Source organism: Dermacoccus sp. 147Ba (genome assembly GCF_004151355.1).
Lineage (GTDB): Bacteria > Actinomycetota > Actinomycetes > Actinomycetales > Dermatophilaceae > Dermacoccus > Dermacoccus abyssi.
Map to the genome: position 1 here is coordinate 158,512 of NZ_SEHL01000003.1, position 15,159 is coordinate 173,670.

General features: G+C 69.4%; 17 protein-coding genes. 11 read left to right on the top strand and 6 right to left on the bottom strand.

The genetic code is table 11. The features are described 5' to 3' along the window. Window positions 1–97: 97 nt before the first annotated feature. From EVU97_RS05195 to EVU97_RS05205, 3 genes are all read left to right on the top strand, one after another. Window positions 98–304, top strand: a complete 207-nt coding sequence (locus tag EVU97_RS05195; protein WP_118912817.1) for a heavy-metal-associated domain-containing protein — start codon at window positions 98–100, stop codon at window positions 302–304. Window positions 305–405: 101 nt separating this feature from the next. Beyond that, window positions 406–2,721, top strand: a complete 2,316-nt coding sequence (locus tag EVU97_RS05200) for a cation-translocating P-type ATPase (RefSeq protein ID WP_129664087.1) — start codon at window positions 406–408, stop codon at window positions 2,719–2,721. Beyond that, window positions 2,718–3,053 carry a metal-sensitive transcriptional regulator gene (locus tag EVU97_RS05205; protein ID WP_047310507.1) on the top strand — a complete coding sequence of 112 codons (336 nt, stop codon included), beginning with the start codon at window positions 2,718–2,720 and terminating at the stop codon, window positions 3,051–3,053. Before EVU97_RS05200 ends, EVU97_RS05205 begins: the two co-directional genes overlap by 4 nt. An 88-nt stretch (window positions 3,054–3,141) precedes the next feature. On the opposite strand, the gene EVU97_RS05210 is transcribed toward EVU97_RS05205, so the two are convergent. From EVU97_RS05210 to EVU97_RS05225, 4 genes are all read right to left on the bottom strand, one after another. Further along, a complete protein-coding gene (locus EVU97_RS05210) occupies window positions 3,142–4,275 on the bottom strand; it encodes an alanine racemase (RefSeq protein WP_129664089.1) in 1,134 nt (377 codons plus the stop codon). An 83-nt stretch (window positions 4,276–4,358) separates the two neighbouring features. Then, a complete protein-coding gene (locus tag EVU97_RS05215) occupies window positions 4,359–4,904 on the bottom strand; it encodes an NADPH-dependent FMN reductase (RefSeq protein WP_129664091.1) in 546 nt (181 codons plus the stop codon). A gap of 234 nt (window positions 4,905–5,138) precedes the next feature. Continuing rightward, complete coding sequence (locus EVU97_RS05220) at window positions 5,139–5,813, bottom strand: peptidyl-tRNA hydrolase (RefSeq protein ID WP_369798723.1); 675 nt, start codon at window positions 5,811–5,813, stop codon at window positions 5,139–5,141. Between the two features lie 43 nt (window positions 5,814–5,856). Then, a complete protein-coding gene (locus EVU97_RS05225; RefSeq protein WP_129664093.1) occupies window positions 5,857–6,396 on the bottom strand; it encodes a hypothetical protein in 540 nt (179 codons plus the stop codon). Window positions 6,397–6,594: 198 nt separating this feature from the next. Here EVU97_RS05225 and EVU97_RS05230 point away from each other — a divergent pair, with 198 nt between their 5' ends. Continuing rightward, a complete protein-coding gene (locus tag EVU97_RS05230) occupies window positions 6,595–6,936 on the top strand; it encodes a hypothetical protein (RefSeq protein ID WP_129664095.1) in 342 nt (113 codons plus the stop codon). 7 nt (window positions 6,937–6,943) lie between these two features. Here the strand turns inward: EVU97_RS05230 and EVU97_RS05235 are convergent, their stop codons facing one another. Then, entirely contained in the window at window positions 6,944–8,254 is a 1,311-nt protein-coding gene (locus tag EVU97_RS05235) for an MFS transporter (protein ID WP_129664097.1), read from the bottom strand. 362 nt (window positions 8,255–8,616) lie between these two features. On the opposite strand from EVU97_RS05235, the gene EVU97_RS05240 reads away from it, so the two are divergent. Continuing rightward, window positions 8,617–10,062 carry a DEAD/DEAH box helicase gene (locus EVU97_RS05240; RefSeq protein ID WP_129664099.1) on the top strand — a complete coding sequence of 482 codons (1,446 nt, stop codon included), beginning with the start codon at window positions 8,617–8,619 and terminating at the stop codon, window positions 10,060–10,062. Window positions 10,063–10,154: 92 nt separating this feature from the next. On the opposite strand, the gene EVU97_RS05245 is transcribed toward EVU97_RS05240, so the two are convergent. Continuing rightward, complete coding sequence (locus tag EVU97_RS05245; RefSeq protein ID WP_129664101.1) at window positions 10,155–11,117, bottom strand: patatin family protein; 963 nt, start codon at window positions 11,115–11,117, stop codon at window positions 10,155–10,157. Window positions 11,118–11,196: 79 nt separating this feature from the next. Between EVU97_RS05245 and EVU97_RS05250 the strand changes: the two genes are divergently transcribed. From EVU97_RS05250 to EVU97_RS05275, 6 genes are all read left to right on the top strand, one after another. Next, window positions 11,197–11,958, top strand: a complete 762-nt coding sequence (locus EVU97_RS05250) for a sulfite exporter TauE/SafE family protein (RefSeq protein WP_052946899.1) — start codon at window positions 11,197–11,199, stop codon at window positions 11,956–11,958. 34 nt (window positions 11,959–11,992) lie between these two features. Further along, entirely contained in the window at window positions 11,993–12,466 is a 474-nt protein-coding gene (locus EVU97_RS05255; protein ID WP_129664103.1) for a DinB family protein, read from the top strand. A gap of 19 nt (window positions 12,467–12,485) precedes the next feature. Next, window positions 12,486–12,818, top strand: coding sequence for a YnfA family protein (locus tag EVU97_RS05260; protein WP_047310498.1), 333 nt, complete (start codon window positions 12,486–12,488; stop codon window positions 12,816–12,818). A 100-nt stretch (window positions 12,819–12,918) separates the two neighbouring features. Next, window positions 12,919–13,590, top strand: coding sequence for a CDP-alcohol phosphatidyltransferase family protein (locus tag EVU97_RS05265; RefSeq protein WP_129664105.1), 672 nt, complete (start codon window positions 12,919–12,921; stop codon window positions 13,588–13,590). Continuing rightward, entirely contained in the window at window positions 13,587–14,060 is a 474-nt protein-coding gene (locus EVU97_RS05270; protein WP_118915115.1) for a VTT domain-containing protein, read from the top strand. Before EVU97_RS05265 ends, EVU97_RS05270 begins: the two co-directional genes overlap by 4 nt. A gap of 75 nt (window positions 14,061–14,135) precedes the next feature. Beyond that, window positions 14,136–15,008, top strand: coding sequence for an oxidoreductase (locus EVU97_RS05275; RefSeq protein WP_129664107.1), 873 nt, complete (start codon window positions 14,136–14,138; stop codon window positions 15,006–15,008). The last annotated feature ends 151 nt before the right edge of the window (window positions 15,009–15,159 follow it).

The following is a 15,159-nucleotide window of genomic DNA, read 5'->3' on the forward strand; positions in this document are numbered from 1 at the left end:
AGAGCGTCGCGGAGATCACCCTGTCGGCGAATACCCCGTGGGGGTATACTGTTGTCCTCACCGAGCGGCTGCGCGCCGCACCCGAGAGGAGAAGACCATGGCTCACGAGAACAGCTACACCGTCACCGGAATGACCTGCGGCCACTGCGCTGCGTCCGTCACCGAAGAGGTCGAGGAGATCGCGGGCGTCCGCGACGTCACGGTCGACCACGAGAGCGGCAGCCTCACCTTCGCCTCCGACGAGCCCGTCTCGCGCGAGGCCGTCGAAGCGGCCGTCACCGAGGCCGGATACCAGCTCGCGTGATCGGCCGAACGGCGACGGCGAACCGCAGTCGCAGCTGAAGGTGGCTCCCCACGCCCGCGCCGTCTTCAGCCGCGCTCCGCATCGAGTGAGGAAGGACGAGGATGCAGGCGACCACCACCCATGACGAGGTCGAACTCGCGCTCACCGGCATGACGTGCGCGTCGTGTGCCAACCGCATCGAGCGCAAGCTGAACAAGCTCGACGGCGTCGACGCGAGCGTCAACTACGCCACGGAAAAGGCGCACGTCAGCTACCCCGGGGGCACCGACGTCGCCGACCTCCTCGCCACCGTAGAGAAGGCCGGGTACGGCGCGAGCGTCATCGAACCCGAGCCGCTCACTCCTGTGGGCGACGCTGATGCCGATGGTGCTGACGCGCCGCTGTCGGACGCCGAACGACACACGGAGGAGTTGCGTCAACGCCTCCTCATCAGCGCGGTTCTCACCGTGCCGGTCGTCCTCATGGCGATGGTGCCGCCGTTGCAGTTCACGAACTGGCAGTGGCTGTCGCTGACGCTGGCCGCGCCGGTCGTCGTGTGGGGCGCGTGGCCGTTCCACCGTGCGGCGTGGACGAACGCGCGCCACGGCTCGACGACGATGGACACGCTCGTCTCCGTCGGCGTCCTCGCGGCCTTCGGCTGGTCGCTCTACGCACTCTTCTTCGGCCACGCCGGCATGCCCGGCCTCAAGCACGGCTTCGAGTTCGCCTCCTCGAGCGGGCACGGTAGCTCGAACATCTACCTCGAGGCCGCCGCAGGCGTGACGACGTTCATCCTGCTCGGCCGCTACATCGAGGCCCGCTCCAAGCGTGCCTCCGGCGCGGCGCTGCGCGCGCTGCTCGACCTCGGGGCCAAGGAGGTCACCGTCCTGCGCGGCTCGGGCGGTTCCGAGCGCGAGGAGCGCATCCCCGTGCGCGCGCTCGCCGTCGGTGATCGCTTCGTCGTGCGCCCGGGCGAGAAGGTGGCCACGGACGGCGTCGTCGAGCACGGCACGTCGGCCATCGACGCGTCCATGCTCACCGGCGAGTCGGTGCCTGTCGACGTCACGGACGGCGACGAGGTCGTCGGGGCCACCCTCAACGCGGGCGGCAGGCTCGACGTGCGCGCCACCCGCGTCGGCTCCGAGACTCAGCTTGCGCGGATGGCGAAGCTCGTCGAGGACGCCCAGAACGGCAAGGCCGACGCCCAGCGTCTGGCCGACCGGATCTCCGGTGTCTTCGTACCGGTCGTCATCGCCCTCGCGGTGCTGACGTTCGTGGCGTGGCTCGTGATCGCCGGCGACGTGGAGGGTGCCTTCACCGCCGCTGTCGCCGTGCTCATCATCGCCTGCCCGTGCGCGCTCGGCCTTGCGACGCCCACGGCCCTCATGGTCGGTACGGGTCGCGGCGCGCAGTTGGGCATCCTCATCAAGGGCCCGCAGGTGCTCGAATCGACCCGTCGCGTCGACACCGTCGTGCTCGACAAGACGGGCACCGTGACGAGTGGCGAGATGGGCGTACAGACCGTCGTCGCCGCCGACGGTGAGGCCGACGGCGACGTGCTCACCTACGCCGGCGTGCTCGAGAGCGGTTCGGAACACCCCATCGCCCAGTCCATCGCGCGGGCTGCGCAGGACCGCACGGCGCTGCGCCCGACGCTCGACTCCTTCGAGAACGTGCCCGGTCTGGGCGTCCAGGGCGTCGTGGTCGACGGCGACACGAGCCGCCAGGTCGTCGTCGGTCGACCAGCGCTGCTCGAGGACTGGTCGATGCCGGTTCCCGCTGCCCTCGCCGACGAAGCGGCTCGCCTTCAAGCGGGTGGCGCCACCGTGGTCGCGGTGGGTTGGGACGGCGCGGCGCGCGGCCTCGTCGCGGTCGCCGACACGATCAAGCCCACGAGCGCCCAGGCCGTCGCCGAGCTCAAGGAACTCGGCCTGCGCCCGGTGCTGCTCACCGGCGACAACGAGCGTGTCGCGCACGCCGTGGCTGCCGACGTGGGCATCGCCGATGTCATCGCCGATGTGCTGCCCGCCGACAAGGTCGACGTCGTCACGCGCCTGCAGGGTGAGGGGCGCGTCGTCGCGATGGCGGGCGACGGCGTCAACGACGCTGCCGCGCTCGCGACGGCCGACCTCGGCCTCGCGATGGGCACGGGCACGGATGCCGCCATCGAGGCGGCCGATATCACGCTCGTGCGCGGCGATCTGCGCGTGGCGGCTGACGCCGTCCGCCTCGCCCGTCGCACCCTCGGCACGATCAAGGGCAACCTCTTCTGGGCCTTCGCCTACAACGTGGCGGCCATACCGCTGGCCGCGTTCGGCCTGCTCAATCCGATGATCGCGGGCGCGGCGATGGCCTTCAGCTCCGTGTTCGTCGTCCTCAACAGTCTGCGTCTGCGAGGCTTCGCCGCCTCGTCGTCGAGCGGGAAGGACCAGTCATGACCGAAACGCCTTCGGTGGCCGAAACCTGCTGCACGAGTGACGAATCGGCTGAAACGCCCGGCTACCACGACTCGAAGAGGGCGCTCTCGCGGCGCCTCAAGCGGATCGAGGGGCAAGTGCGCGGCATCGAGAAGATGGTCGACGAGGACCGCTACTGCATCGACGTGCTCACCCAGATCTCGGCCATCCAGTCCGGCCTCAAGGCCGTCGCGCTCGAACTGCTCGACGACCACATGGCCCACTGCGTCGTCGACGCGGCCCGCGCCGGGGGAGACGAGCAGGAGATCAAACTCGCCGAGGTGCGCGACGCCATCGGCCGCCTCATTCGCTGACGGTTCTCTCGCCCGCGGCGGCGCCCAAGCGTCCAAGCGGCGCAGCTGAGTGCGCTGGCGCCGCGTAAGCGCTACGCCTTCCAGCCGCTCAGCCGTTGAGGCCGCGGGCGGCCACGGCCCACGTGACGAGGCGCCGCCCGTCCTGCACGACGTCGACCTCGTCCGCGTAGTTGATCGCGTTGCAGCAGTGGTTGGGCACGAGGCGCACGGTCGAGCCGAGCGCGGGCAACGACGAACCGCCCATGTCGACGACGGCGTGGTGCTCCGACAGCTGCATGATGCGGGCGTCGGGGTGGTCGAGCAGACGCCCGTGACCGGTGGCCCAGGCCGCCTTGTCGGGGGCGAGCACCTTGCTCCCGGCGTTGACGACGAGGCGTCCTCCCGCGTGACTGACGACGGTGCCGTGCGCGGTGAGGGCGATGTCCTCGGCGGTGCACGCCCCGAGTTCCCACTGCTGAGCGTCGTTGAACACGTAGGCGCCAGGCCGCATTTCGGTGGGCGCCGACGAGGCCGCGTCGGCGGGTGCAGGTTCGCCGACCGTCAACGAGGTAGGTGAGGTTCCCGCCGACGAAACAGACGGCCCGTCGCTGACGAACGCCATGCTCGGGCTCGACCCGCCGCTTCGCACGTTCGGTTCTACGCCCTTGGCTCGCATGGCCTGGGCAGCCAGTGAGAGAGCGGCGCGCTCGTCCTGGGCGGCGCTGCCGCGCGCCTCACGGGCGTAGGAGTGCCCGGGAAAGGTGAACGCGCCGACGACGTCGAGGCCGAGCCCGGCCACGGCAGCCGCCAACTCGCCCGCGTCGCCCGGCGTCACGCCACTGCGGTGTTGGCCTGAGTCGACTTCGATGAGCACGCGCAGCGAAGCGGTGCCCGTATGGCGACGGAGGGATCGGGCTGCATCGAGGTTGTCGCACCCCACGGTGATCTGCGCCGACTCGCTCAACCGTGCGACTCTCGCCCCGTCTCCGGCGTCGACCCAGAGCGGGTAGGCGATGAACAGGTCGTCGAAGCCCGCCGCGGCGAAGACCTCGGCCTCACTGATCGTGGCGAGCGTGAATCCCCGGGCGCCGGCGTCTCGCTGCATCGCGGCGATCCGGGGGATCTTGTGTGTCTTGGCGTGCGGCCGAATCGGGAGCCCGGCTCGCCGCCCACGGGCCGCCATCGTCTCGATGTTGCGTTCGAGCACGTCCAGATCGACGACGAGGCGCGGTGCGGCTGACATGGGTGGATCCTTTGATGGGGTGAACGCACCCTAGTGCGCCGAGCCCGCCGTCCGCGAGCGCCGGCCGGCCGTGAGGGAACCGCTCAGGCGCAGCGCTTGGCCGCGGAGACGACCTGGTCGAACAGCATCGTGAGCTCGCCGGAGCGGCGGTCCTCGAGCTTGAGGCCGTTCTCGGTGAACTCGCTGAACAGCAGGAGCGAGACCTGCTGGCGCACGACGATCATGTGGAAGTTGGCGAGGATCTGGCGCCAGTGCTCCACGGCGCGCACGCCGCCGTCGACGCCGTAGGAGACGAGGCCGACGGGCTTGCTTTGCCACTCCGGGCCGAGGGAGTCGACGGCGTTCTTGAAGCCGCCGGGCACACCGTGGTTGTACTCGGGCGTGACGAAGACGTACGCGTCACACGCGTCGATCGCCTTGCTCCACGCCGTCACCTGCTCGTTGTCGTAGGAGCGGTTCGCCTGGGCCGGGAGGGTGGCACTCGTCAGGAGCGGCACGTCGAACGAGGCGAGGTCGATGAGCTCGAACTCGGCGTCGTCACGTGCGGATGACTGGTCGAACACCCACTGCGCCACGAGTTCGCCCTTGCGGGTGTCACGGATGGATCCGAGAACGACGCCGATCTTCATACCTGCTCCTTCGAAAGGGGATGTCGACCCAGGCTATTGAACGTTCAAGAATCACCAAGGCTGCTGCGACCCCGTGGACAGATGGGGGCGGTCACGGCGCCTCCCACATGCGCGAGATGCCGCGCGAGTGGGGAACCCTTGGGCTCTGACCTCCCCACATGCGCGAGGAGTCGCGCATGTGGGAGAGCCTCGCCCCGGACGGGGAACGCGACGCTCAAGCCGAACGCCTCGCACTCACCAGTTCGCGCGTGTCGTCTCGTGCTGGCCCTCGAGTTCGGTGAAGCCGGCGTCGATGATGCTGACGCGGCCCGCGTCGGCGGCCCAAGCCGCTTCCGTGTCGCGCACGACCCGCACGCGGTGGCCGTCGTTCGCCCAACGGCTGCGCTCGTCGGGCGTCATCGCCTCCCACGCCCGCTGCGCCGCGTGGGCACACTGTGCGGCCGTTTTGCCGCTCGTCATCTCGACGAGGGGGCTGATGCGCACTGTCACCATCGCGTTCTCGGTGGTGCTCTCACCCTCGGGCAGCGCGGTGCCTTCGACCTGCATCTTCGCGAGTTCGGGCGGCAGCGGCTTGACCGGTGCCGGGACGAAGGCGCGCGCCTCGGCGCGGCCTTGCGTGCACGTGAAGCCGGGCACGGTCTGCGCGTCGTCCCAGCGCTTGCCGCGGGCGCGCCGCACGATCTTGCGGATGGCGATGCCGCGCCACGCGTCGACGGCCTCGAGCCACGAGGTGTCCACCACAGCCTCGTCCGATTCAGCGAGCGGGGCGACGGCCCGACGCTCCGCCTCGACGATCAGCCCGACGCACGCGCGAGCGGCCGCTTCACAGGCGTCGATGTCGCTCGGTGGGTCGCTCTTCTCCACGCGCAGCGCGATCTGCATGGCCCAGGGGACGTCGCTCGTGTTCACGTCCGGCATTGTCTCAACTCGCGGGTGCGTCCACGAGGCGTGATCACAGGGGCGTGGTGAAGGCGACCGCCGCGCCGTCGGCGCCCTGGAGGTCGAAGGTGCCGCTCGTGTCGAGATTCGGTGCGAGCCAGTAGCGGGCCCGGGGGAGTCCCTCGATGTCGACGATCGGTTGGGTCGGCGTCGTGACGGTTCCCGCGAGCAGAGTCATGGCCTTGGCCGGCACCATGCCCGCCGAAAGGGTCGAGGCGTCGTCGAGCTCGAGTTTCACGTCGCGTGTCGTCGTCTTCGAAAGGGTTCCGACGAAGGAGCACGAGCCGGAGGCGCGCACGTCGTCATCCTTGCGCGGCTGCGCGAGGGCGCGTCCCGCAGCCTTCGTCGAGGGCACCTCACCGTCGCGCCCCGCGACGAGGCCCAGGCAACGGTGCTCACCCTTCGTCGACTGCACGAGTCGCCAACCCCAGTCGCCGCTCATGCCTGTGGCGACGGACGACCACGGTGAGTCGGTCACGGCGGCCTCGGGGGAGCCGCACGCCACGACACTCGCGCTCAACAGCGCGTACAGCGACGCGACGATTTTCTTCATGTGACTCGTCCTCACGAGAGGCGGACGGCTGCGCTGATGCGCCCGTCCGGTACCTCGCAGACTACCCCCGCTGCGAGGCGGGGCGCCGGGACGAACGTCCGGTGACGGCTCCCATGCCGGTGACACGGCGGTGACAGGAGCGCCACAGCCGGGGCGGTGACGCTCGTTCGCGAGACAACCTCGAAGGAGAGAAACGCCATGCCACGAAGGCTTCACCGTCGTCGTCCCATCCGCACACTCGCCACGGTCACGCTGACCGTCGCGGCCACGCTCGTCGCCCTCGGAGCAGGAGCTCAAGCGGTCGTCACGTCGTGGGCCACGGACGCCAGTGCCGCCGCGCAGGCTCAGCTCCGCGACAACGCCACCGCGACGCAGGTGCGCAACGTGACAACGGCTGTCCGCTCGCTCGTGCCGGACGCCACCGTCGAGAACGTGACGAAGGAGGGTGACGCATTCGTCGTCACCGTGACGAAGAACGGCGAGCAGCGCGTCTACCGCGTGCCCGCCGATCTCTCGTCCGCCACCCGCATGCTCGGGTAGCGGCGCGTCAGTGCGTCTCGTTCTCGACGACGGCCGGGGCCGTCTCCTTCTGGTACCAGACGACCGGCAGCACACAGAGCGCGACGACGGCGATCATCGCGCCGGGGGCGGGCTTCCAGCCGGTCATCTCGATGAGGCGCTCGCCGACGAGCGGGGCGAACCCGCCGAAGATGGCCGTGGCCGTCGTGAAGCCAAGGGCCATGCCGGACATGCGCGCCTTCGACTTGAACTGCTCCGCGATCGTCGATGCGGCGACGGCGCTCCAGCCACCGGCGACGGCGGCGAGGACGAGGGCGCCCGTGAGTGCTGCGCCTCGGCTGCCGGAGGCCATGAGCTGGAACATCGTCAGCGAGGTCACCGCCGCGAGGACGCCGAACAGGAGCAGGATCGGGCGGCGCCCGAAGCGGTCGGCGGCCATGCCCGCGAAGGGCGTCACGAGGATGACGGCGACCGCGGCTGCGGTACCGAGCCACAGGGCGTCGCTCTCGCTGAACTTGCCGGCGTTCTGCAGGAATGTCGGCGCATAGCCGATGCCGACGTAGTAGGTGATCGAGCCGAGCGCGGAGATAGCGAAGCCGCGGGCGACGGCGCCGGGCTCGACACGAAGCACCTCGACGAGGGGGTTCGTCGCCTTGTCGTCCTCGTCCTCCTCCTCGAAGACGGGCGACTCGTCCATGCGCGAGCGCATGAGGAGCGTGGCGCCGGCCATGATCGCCCCGATGAAGAACGGGATGCGCCAGCCCCACGAGTCGAGGTCCGGGCCGGTGAAGAACGACGTCGTGAGGGCGGCGAGACCGACAGCCATGAGACCGCCGACCTCACTGGCCGCCGAGGCCAGCGACGTGATGAATCCGCGACGCTTCGGCTCCGCACCTTCGACGAGGTAGGTGATGACGCCGGAGTACTCACCGCCGACGCTGAAGGACATGAGGCAGCGCATCGCCATCATGAGCCAGCCCGCCGTCGCACCGATCGACGCGTAGGTCGGCAGCAGTGCGGTGACGAGCATCGCGACCGTCATGAGCGCCATCGAGATGAGCAGAACCGGCTTGCGCCCGATCCGGTCGCCGATGTGACCGAACACCGCCGCGCCGACCGGGCGCAGCAGGTAGGTGAATGCGAACACGAGCAACGTGGCGGCGGTGCCGCCGGTGCCGCCCCCGAAGAAGACGCGGGAGATCACCGTCGTCATGTAGAGATACAGCGTGAAGTCGTACCACTCGATGATGGTCGACATGCCGGCCACCGTGAGCGAACCACGGCTGATGGGCGGGTGATCGTCCAACCGACGGGCTGGTGTGTGGGCGATGGCGGCCATCGAATTCCCCTTGTGCTGTCGGCGTCCTCGGCACGCGGATCGCGTGCCGTCAGGTTCTTCGGGCGGGCGCGGTGGACGGATTGGTCTGCGTGCAGCCTAGGCATGTGTGCGGTGCGTTGCCCAGCCTATGGGCACACAAGGATGGGGCGCCGACGGCTGCGATTCACGCGTCCGGGGTGCCCTGGACGTGAGCGGCGGCAGGAGTCTGCCTGTACAGCGCGTAGACTGGCCGTTCGAGCAGGTGGCCGGTCGGCCGGAGGCGACGTTTCTCGCCCGTCGACCCGGTGATCGTGAGAACAACGAGTTCGCCTGCGACGCGAGGTGTTACGCCTCGCGGGTGAATCCATGTGTTCGGAGATTTCTTGACTTCCTTTGCCGATCTCGGCGTGCCTGCCGTCCTGACGAAGACGCTCGACAAGCTGGGCATCACCACGCCCACCCCCATCCAGGCCGCGACGCTGCCCGACTCCCTCGGTGGCCGTGACGTTCTCGGCCGTGGCCGTACCGGCTCGGGCAAGACGTTCGCATTCCTCCTGCCGCTCGTCGCTCGTCTCGACGAGACGCGCTACGAAACGCGCACGTACAAGCCGCGTTCGCTCGTCCTCGCACCGACGCGTGAGCTCGCCAACCAGATCGCCGACTCGCTGAAGCCCCTCGCCGAGGCCGCCGGCCTGACCTACACGACCGTCTTCGGTGGTGTCGGCCAGAACCCGCAGGTCAAGGCGCTCGCCGCCGGGGTCGACGTTCTCGTCGCGTGTCCCGGACGCCTCGAGGACCTCATGGGTCAGGGCTTCTGCAACCTCGAGGACGTCGAGGTCTGCGTGCTCGACGAGGCCGACCACATGGCCGACATGGGCTTCCTGCCCGGCGTCAAGCGCATCCTCTCGAAGGTGCCGAGCGACGCTCAGCACCTGCTGTTCTCGGCGACGCTCGACAACGGCATCGACGTTCTCGTCAAGAAGTTCCTCACGAACCCCGTGACGCACGAAGCCGATTCGGCCAGCTCGCCGGTGGCGACGATGGAGCACCACGTGCTCGCCGTCGACAAGGACACGCGCATGGACGTCCTCACCGACCTCGTCTCCGCGCCGGGGCGCACCGTCGTCTTCACCCGCACCAAGCACGGCGCGAAGAAGCTGTCGAAGCAGCTCGCCGCCCGCGGTGTGCCGTCGGTCGACCTGCACGGCAACCTGTCGCAGAACGCCCGCGTGCGTAACCTCGACGCCTTCCACTCGGGCAGCGTTCGCACGCTCGTGGCCACCGACATCGCGGCGCGCGGTATCCACGTCGACGACGTGTCGCTCGTCGTTCACGCCGACCCGCCGGCCGAGCACAAGGCCTACCTGCACCGCTCGGGACGTACGGCACGCGCCGGCGCGGCGGGCACCGTCATCACGCTCATGACGCCGGATCAGCGCGGCGACGTGAAGTCGCTCCTGCGCGCGGCGAAGATCACCGCGACGACGACGTCGGTCGACAGTGCGCACCCGCTGCTGCAGGAACTCGCCCCCGGCGAGCGTTCGCTTCTCGACGCCAGCGCCGTGGCTGCTGCGATGCCGAGTGCGCCCGTCCAGCAGCCCTCGAAGAGGGGCGGCTCGCCCTCCGGTGGTCGCAGCCGTGGTGGTCAGGGCGGTTCGGGCCAGAAGCGCGGCGGTTCCGGCCGAGGTGGGTCGCAGGGTTCGAGCGAACGTGGCGGCCAGGGCGGTGGGGCCCGCGGCGGCTCGCGCCGTAACGGGTCGGCCACGGGTGGCCGCAGCGGTGGGGGAGCGGCGTCGTTCTCCGCGAACTCGCGCAGCGGCCGACGCTGACGCGGCAACGTTTCTTCCGAACGACGAACGGCCGGTGAGGATTCACTCCTCACCGGCCGTTCGTCGTCTGGGGGGGGGCCGTCTGGAGCGGGTCAGTGGGGCCCGTGCAAGGCTTCCGAGGTGGAGGAGCGCGCGATGTCTGCCTCGTCGAGCAGATCGGCCATGATGCGCCGGCCGTCCTCGACGGCGCGGCGCTGAACGTCCTCAGCCCGGCCGACGACGGAGATGCGCGCCACGTCGGCGGGTGGTGAGACCTGCAGGATGCGCGGGTCGTCGTACATGAGCGACTCGAGCTCCACCTTGCGTTCCGCGCGACGCTTCCACGCGCCGGCCGAACCGGGCGCGTGCCGCGTCATCCACCGCGCCACGAGCTGACGTTCGATGCGCTTGTCCGGGGAGATCTCCAGGGACGGCGCCTTCGTACGAAGCACCAGCACGTGCGTCGCACCCTGCTCGAGGGCGGTCTCGATCGGCACGTTCTCACTGATGCCGCCGTCGATGTACAACTCCCCGTCGATCTCGACGGGCGGCCCGCCCAACACGGGCAGACGGGCCGTGGCCCGCATGGCGTTCTGCAAACTCGCCTTGTCGTGGATCGTGTTCACGAGGTCGACCGATTCGCCCGTCGCTGCGGCCGTGGCGATGGGGTGGTACTCGACGTCGCTGGCGAGAATCTCCTCGAAGCCCATGGGCGTGACGTTCTCGTACAGGTCGTAGACGATGACGTCGGTGTCGACGACCGGCTTTCCGCGCAACGCGTTTCGCGGTCGGATGGTGGCGTTCATGCTCTCGGGAGCCCACCAGCCGTGGATGTTGGCTCGCGCCCGCCCGCACACGAGCCAGGCCCCGTTGAGCGCTCCGGCCGACGTTCCGTAAACGGCGTCGACGGCAGGGAGAAGGTCACGCTCCTCCATCTCGGCCACCATGCCCCCGCCGTACGCGGCACGTGAACTGCCGCCCTCGAGGACGACAGCGAGGCGCGCGTCGTCGTCACGCGAGCCGGGCGTGGAGCCGGCCGCCAGTCGCCGCCGGAGGAGATCGAGTACGTCATGCACCGGCTCATTGTGACGACCTCGTCCGTGCCTCACAAACGGGGAATCCTGTGGCGCGCGTCCATCGGTGTTCAATGGTCTCGTGGATCTCACCGTGACGACGCTCGCTGCCGTCACCTGCGCCATCCTCATCGGTGCTGTGCTGCAACGACTCTCGGGTTCCGGCATGGGTCTCGTCCTCGCCCCGACGCTCACCCTCGTCATGGGAGCGGCCACCGGCGTCCTGCTCGCGAACGCGACGACGACCGTCTCGGGGCTGCTGCTCACCCTCACCCTGCGCCGCCAGGTGGATTGGCGCCGTGCCGCCGTCATCTGTGCGTGTGTCGTGCCCGGGGCGGTCGTGGGCGCGCTCGTCGTGAGGGCGGCGTCGGCCGCGTGGCTGCAGGTCATCGTGGGTGCGGCGGTGCTGGGCGCCATCGCGTTCACCGCGCTCGCCGATCGCCTCGGCCGCCTGCCCCACGTCACCCGCGCCTGGCCGACGCCCGTGGCCGGCGTTGTCGGCGGCTTCTTCAACACGGTCAGCGGGGTGTCCGCGCCGGTGCTCGTCATTCACTCGCGACTGACGCGCTGGGAGCACACGTCGTTCGCGGCCACGCTCCAGCCGATCTTCATGACGATGGGTGCCGTCTCGGTGGCCGCGAAGGTGCTCCTCGGCTCGACGGGCGTCCACGAGTTGCCGCCGCTGTGGCTCCTGCCGTACGTGGTCGTGCTCGTGCTCGTCGGTATCGGGATGGGAAGCGGGCTCGCACGCCACGTTCCGACGGAGCGGGCCAAGGCGCTCGCCATGCTCCTGGCCGGCATCGGCGGCGCGAGTGCGCTCGTGCGCGGCCTGCTCTCGCTCTGACGGAGCCGCTCACGAATCCGGCAGACTTGGGTCCATGGACGAACGCGCGGTGCTCATCGCCTACCTCGAAAAGCAGCGTGGCCACGTGCGTGCCAGCCTCGAGGGACTCGACGACAACGCCGCCCGCAGGGCCCCGCTTCCCTCGAGTTGGAGCCTCCTGGGTGCGGTCCACCACCTCGCGCTCGACGTCGAGCGCTTCTGGTTCCGCTGGGTCATGGCCGGTGAAGGGGTTCGGCTCGCTGACGACGCGTGGCAGGTTCCCGGGCGCGAAACACTCGCGACCGTCCTCGACCTGTACGAGCGCGAATGCCGCGCGGCCGACGCCGTCATCGCCGCCATGTCACTGGAAGCACGTCCGCTGCAGTGGCGCGACGCGTGGGGCCCCTGCCACGTCGAGAACCTGCGCGATGCGCTGCTGCACGTCATCACGGAGACAGCCACTCATGCGGGCCATCTCGATGCTGCGCGAGAACTGATCGACGGACGTCAGCACCTCGTGCTCGAGTGACGCCTGAGACGATGCAGACATGACGATCCTGCGCTCCGTCGCCCTGTTCGCCCTCGCCGCGCTCACCGAGATCGGCGGCGCTTGGCTCGTGTGGCAGGGCGTGCGCGAACACCGCGGTTGGGCGTGGATCGGCGCGGGTGTCGTCTCGCTCGGCATCTACGGATTCGTGGCCACCTTGCAGCAGGACGCGAACTTCGGGCGCATCCTCGCGGCCTACGGCGGGGTCTTCGTCGCGGGCTCGCTGCTGTGGGCGATGGCGCTCGACGGCTTCCGCCCCGACCGCTACGACATCGTCGGCGCGCTCGTCTGCCTCGTGGGCGTCGCCGTCATCATGTACGCGCCCCGCGGCTGATCGGGAGGTTGCGAACGCGTCTCGACGCCGCGTGGCGTGCGATTGGGACGTTCGTGCGTGTCATGATCGCCTCGTCGCACGCACAGGAGACGAGGTAGGCATGACGCTGGTGGAGCGCTACGGTGCCGACCCCGCCGCCGAACGACTCTGGACCCCGGCAACGGTCATCACGTTCGTGCGTACCATAGCCTCCCTCGCGGTGGCGGCGCTCGCCGTGGTCAGACGTGACGAGCACCTCCTGTGGGCGGCGCTCGGCATCTACTGGGTCGGCGACATCCTCGACGGTGCTGTCGCTCGCAAACTCGGATGCGAGACGCGCATCGGCGCGGTCCTCGACATCCTGTGCGACCGCGTCAACTGCGCGCCCGTCTACCTCGGCCTCGCGTGGCTGCACCACGATTTCGTCGTGCCGATCTTCATCTACCTCTTCCAGTTCATGACGATCGACGCGTTCCTGTCGATCGCGTTCCTCGCCTGGTGGGTGCGTTCGCCGAACTACTTCTTCGAGGTCGACCGCACGATCTTCACGTGGAACTGGTCGAAGCCCGCGAAGGCGGTCAACTCTGCGGCTGTCGTCGTCCTCATGCTCCTCACCGGGTCGATGTGGGTGGGCCTCGTCATTGCGCTCGCGCTCGTGGTGCTCAAGGTCGTGTCGTTGCGCCGGCTCCTCGCGATCGGCCTGCCGATTCCGCCGTTCACCGGCGCAGCGGACTCGGCGCCAGAGACCGGAACCACCGGAACCAATGGAGCTGCCGGAACGAGTGATCGGTGACGGCGCTGCTCCTGGCCTTCGGGGTCGGTGTCGCGTCGGCGCTGCTGCCGTTCTTCAACGTCGAGGCGTATCTGCCCGTCATCGGGCTGCGCTCCGACCCTGCGCTGACGGTAGGGCTCGCCCTCGTCGCCGCTGCCGGTCAGACACTCGGGAAGGTCGTCTGGTACGTGCTCGGTGCACGGGGCACCGAGTCGGCGTGGCTGCAGAAGAAGCTCGACAAGGGCAAGCGTCGGGAGACGTACGAGCGGTGGTCGAACCGGCTCACGCAGCAGCCGCTGCTGTCGACCGGAATCATGCTGGCGTCGTCGTTCGTCGGGTTGCCGCCGCTGCTCGTCATGGCGGTCGTCGCGGGCAGCGTGCGCATGAGCATGACGATCTTCCTCTCCACCGTCCTCGTGGGACGATTCGCACGTTTCTGGCTGCTGCTCGAGGGCGCTTCCGCCCTGTGGCACCTCGACCTGTTCGGCTGACGAGGCCCGTCCCGCCCACCGAAATCGAACGGACGCCACCTTTCGTCGACCGCTTGCGAGTAGTCGAATAGAGCCATGACGACTTACGAACTGGCAGGGCATTCCGTCGCTCGCGTCGGGTACGGCGCCATGCAGTTGCCCGGCCCCGGCGTGTTCGGGCCGCCACGAGACCACGACGAAGCCATCGCCGTGCTCAAGCGCGCGGTCGAGCTCGGCATCAACCACATCGACACGTCGCAGTTCTACGGGCCGAACGTCTCCAACGAGCTCATCCGTGAGGCGCTGCACCCGTACGCCGACGACCTCGTCCTCGTGTCCAAGATCGGTGCCCGCCGCGACGAGCAGGGCAACTGGCTGCCCGATCAGCACCCCGACGCCCTCAAGGCAGCGGTTCGCGAGAACCTCGACACCCTCGGCGTGGAGCGCCTCCCCGTCGTCAACCTGCGCGTCATGCCGAAGGACGAGATGAGCGACCCGGGCACCGAGTACTGCCCGCTCGACGACCAGCTCGCCGCCATGCAGGAACTGGTCGACGACGGCCTCCTCGAGCACTTCGGCGTGAGCAACGTGACGAGGGACGAGGCCGCCCGGGGCATCGACGCCGGCGCCGTCTGCGTGCAGAACCCCTACAGCCTGCTCGCCCGCGACGACGAGGCCACCCTCACGCTGTGCGCCGAGCGAGGCGTGGCCTACGTGCCGTTCTTCCCGCTCGGTTCGGCCTTCCCGGGCATGCCGAAGGTGGCGGAGAACGAGACCGTCAAGGCCATTGCCGAGGAGCGCGGCATCACGCCTTCGCAGGTCGGCCTCGCGTGGCTGCTCGGGCGCTCCGAGAACGTCCTGCTCATTCCGGGCACCTCGTCGGTGGCGCACCTCGAGGAGAACTGCGGTGCGGGCGACGTCACGCTCGAGCCCGGCGACATCGACGCGCTCAACGCCATCGGCGCCTGACCGGTCTTCCGGGCGCCACGTGAGCGACCGCGTCGGGGGACACCCGGCGCGGTCGTCCAGGTTTCGGTGACATTTCCCCTAACTGATCGCACGTCCGGGATAACCTGTGCGGGTCGTTGACGTGTCGTGCGTCACAGAGGAAGGCGAACGG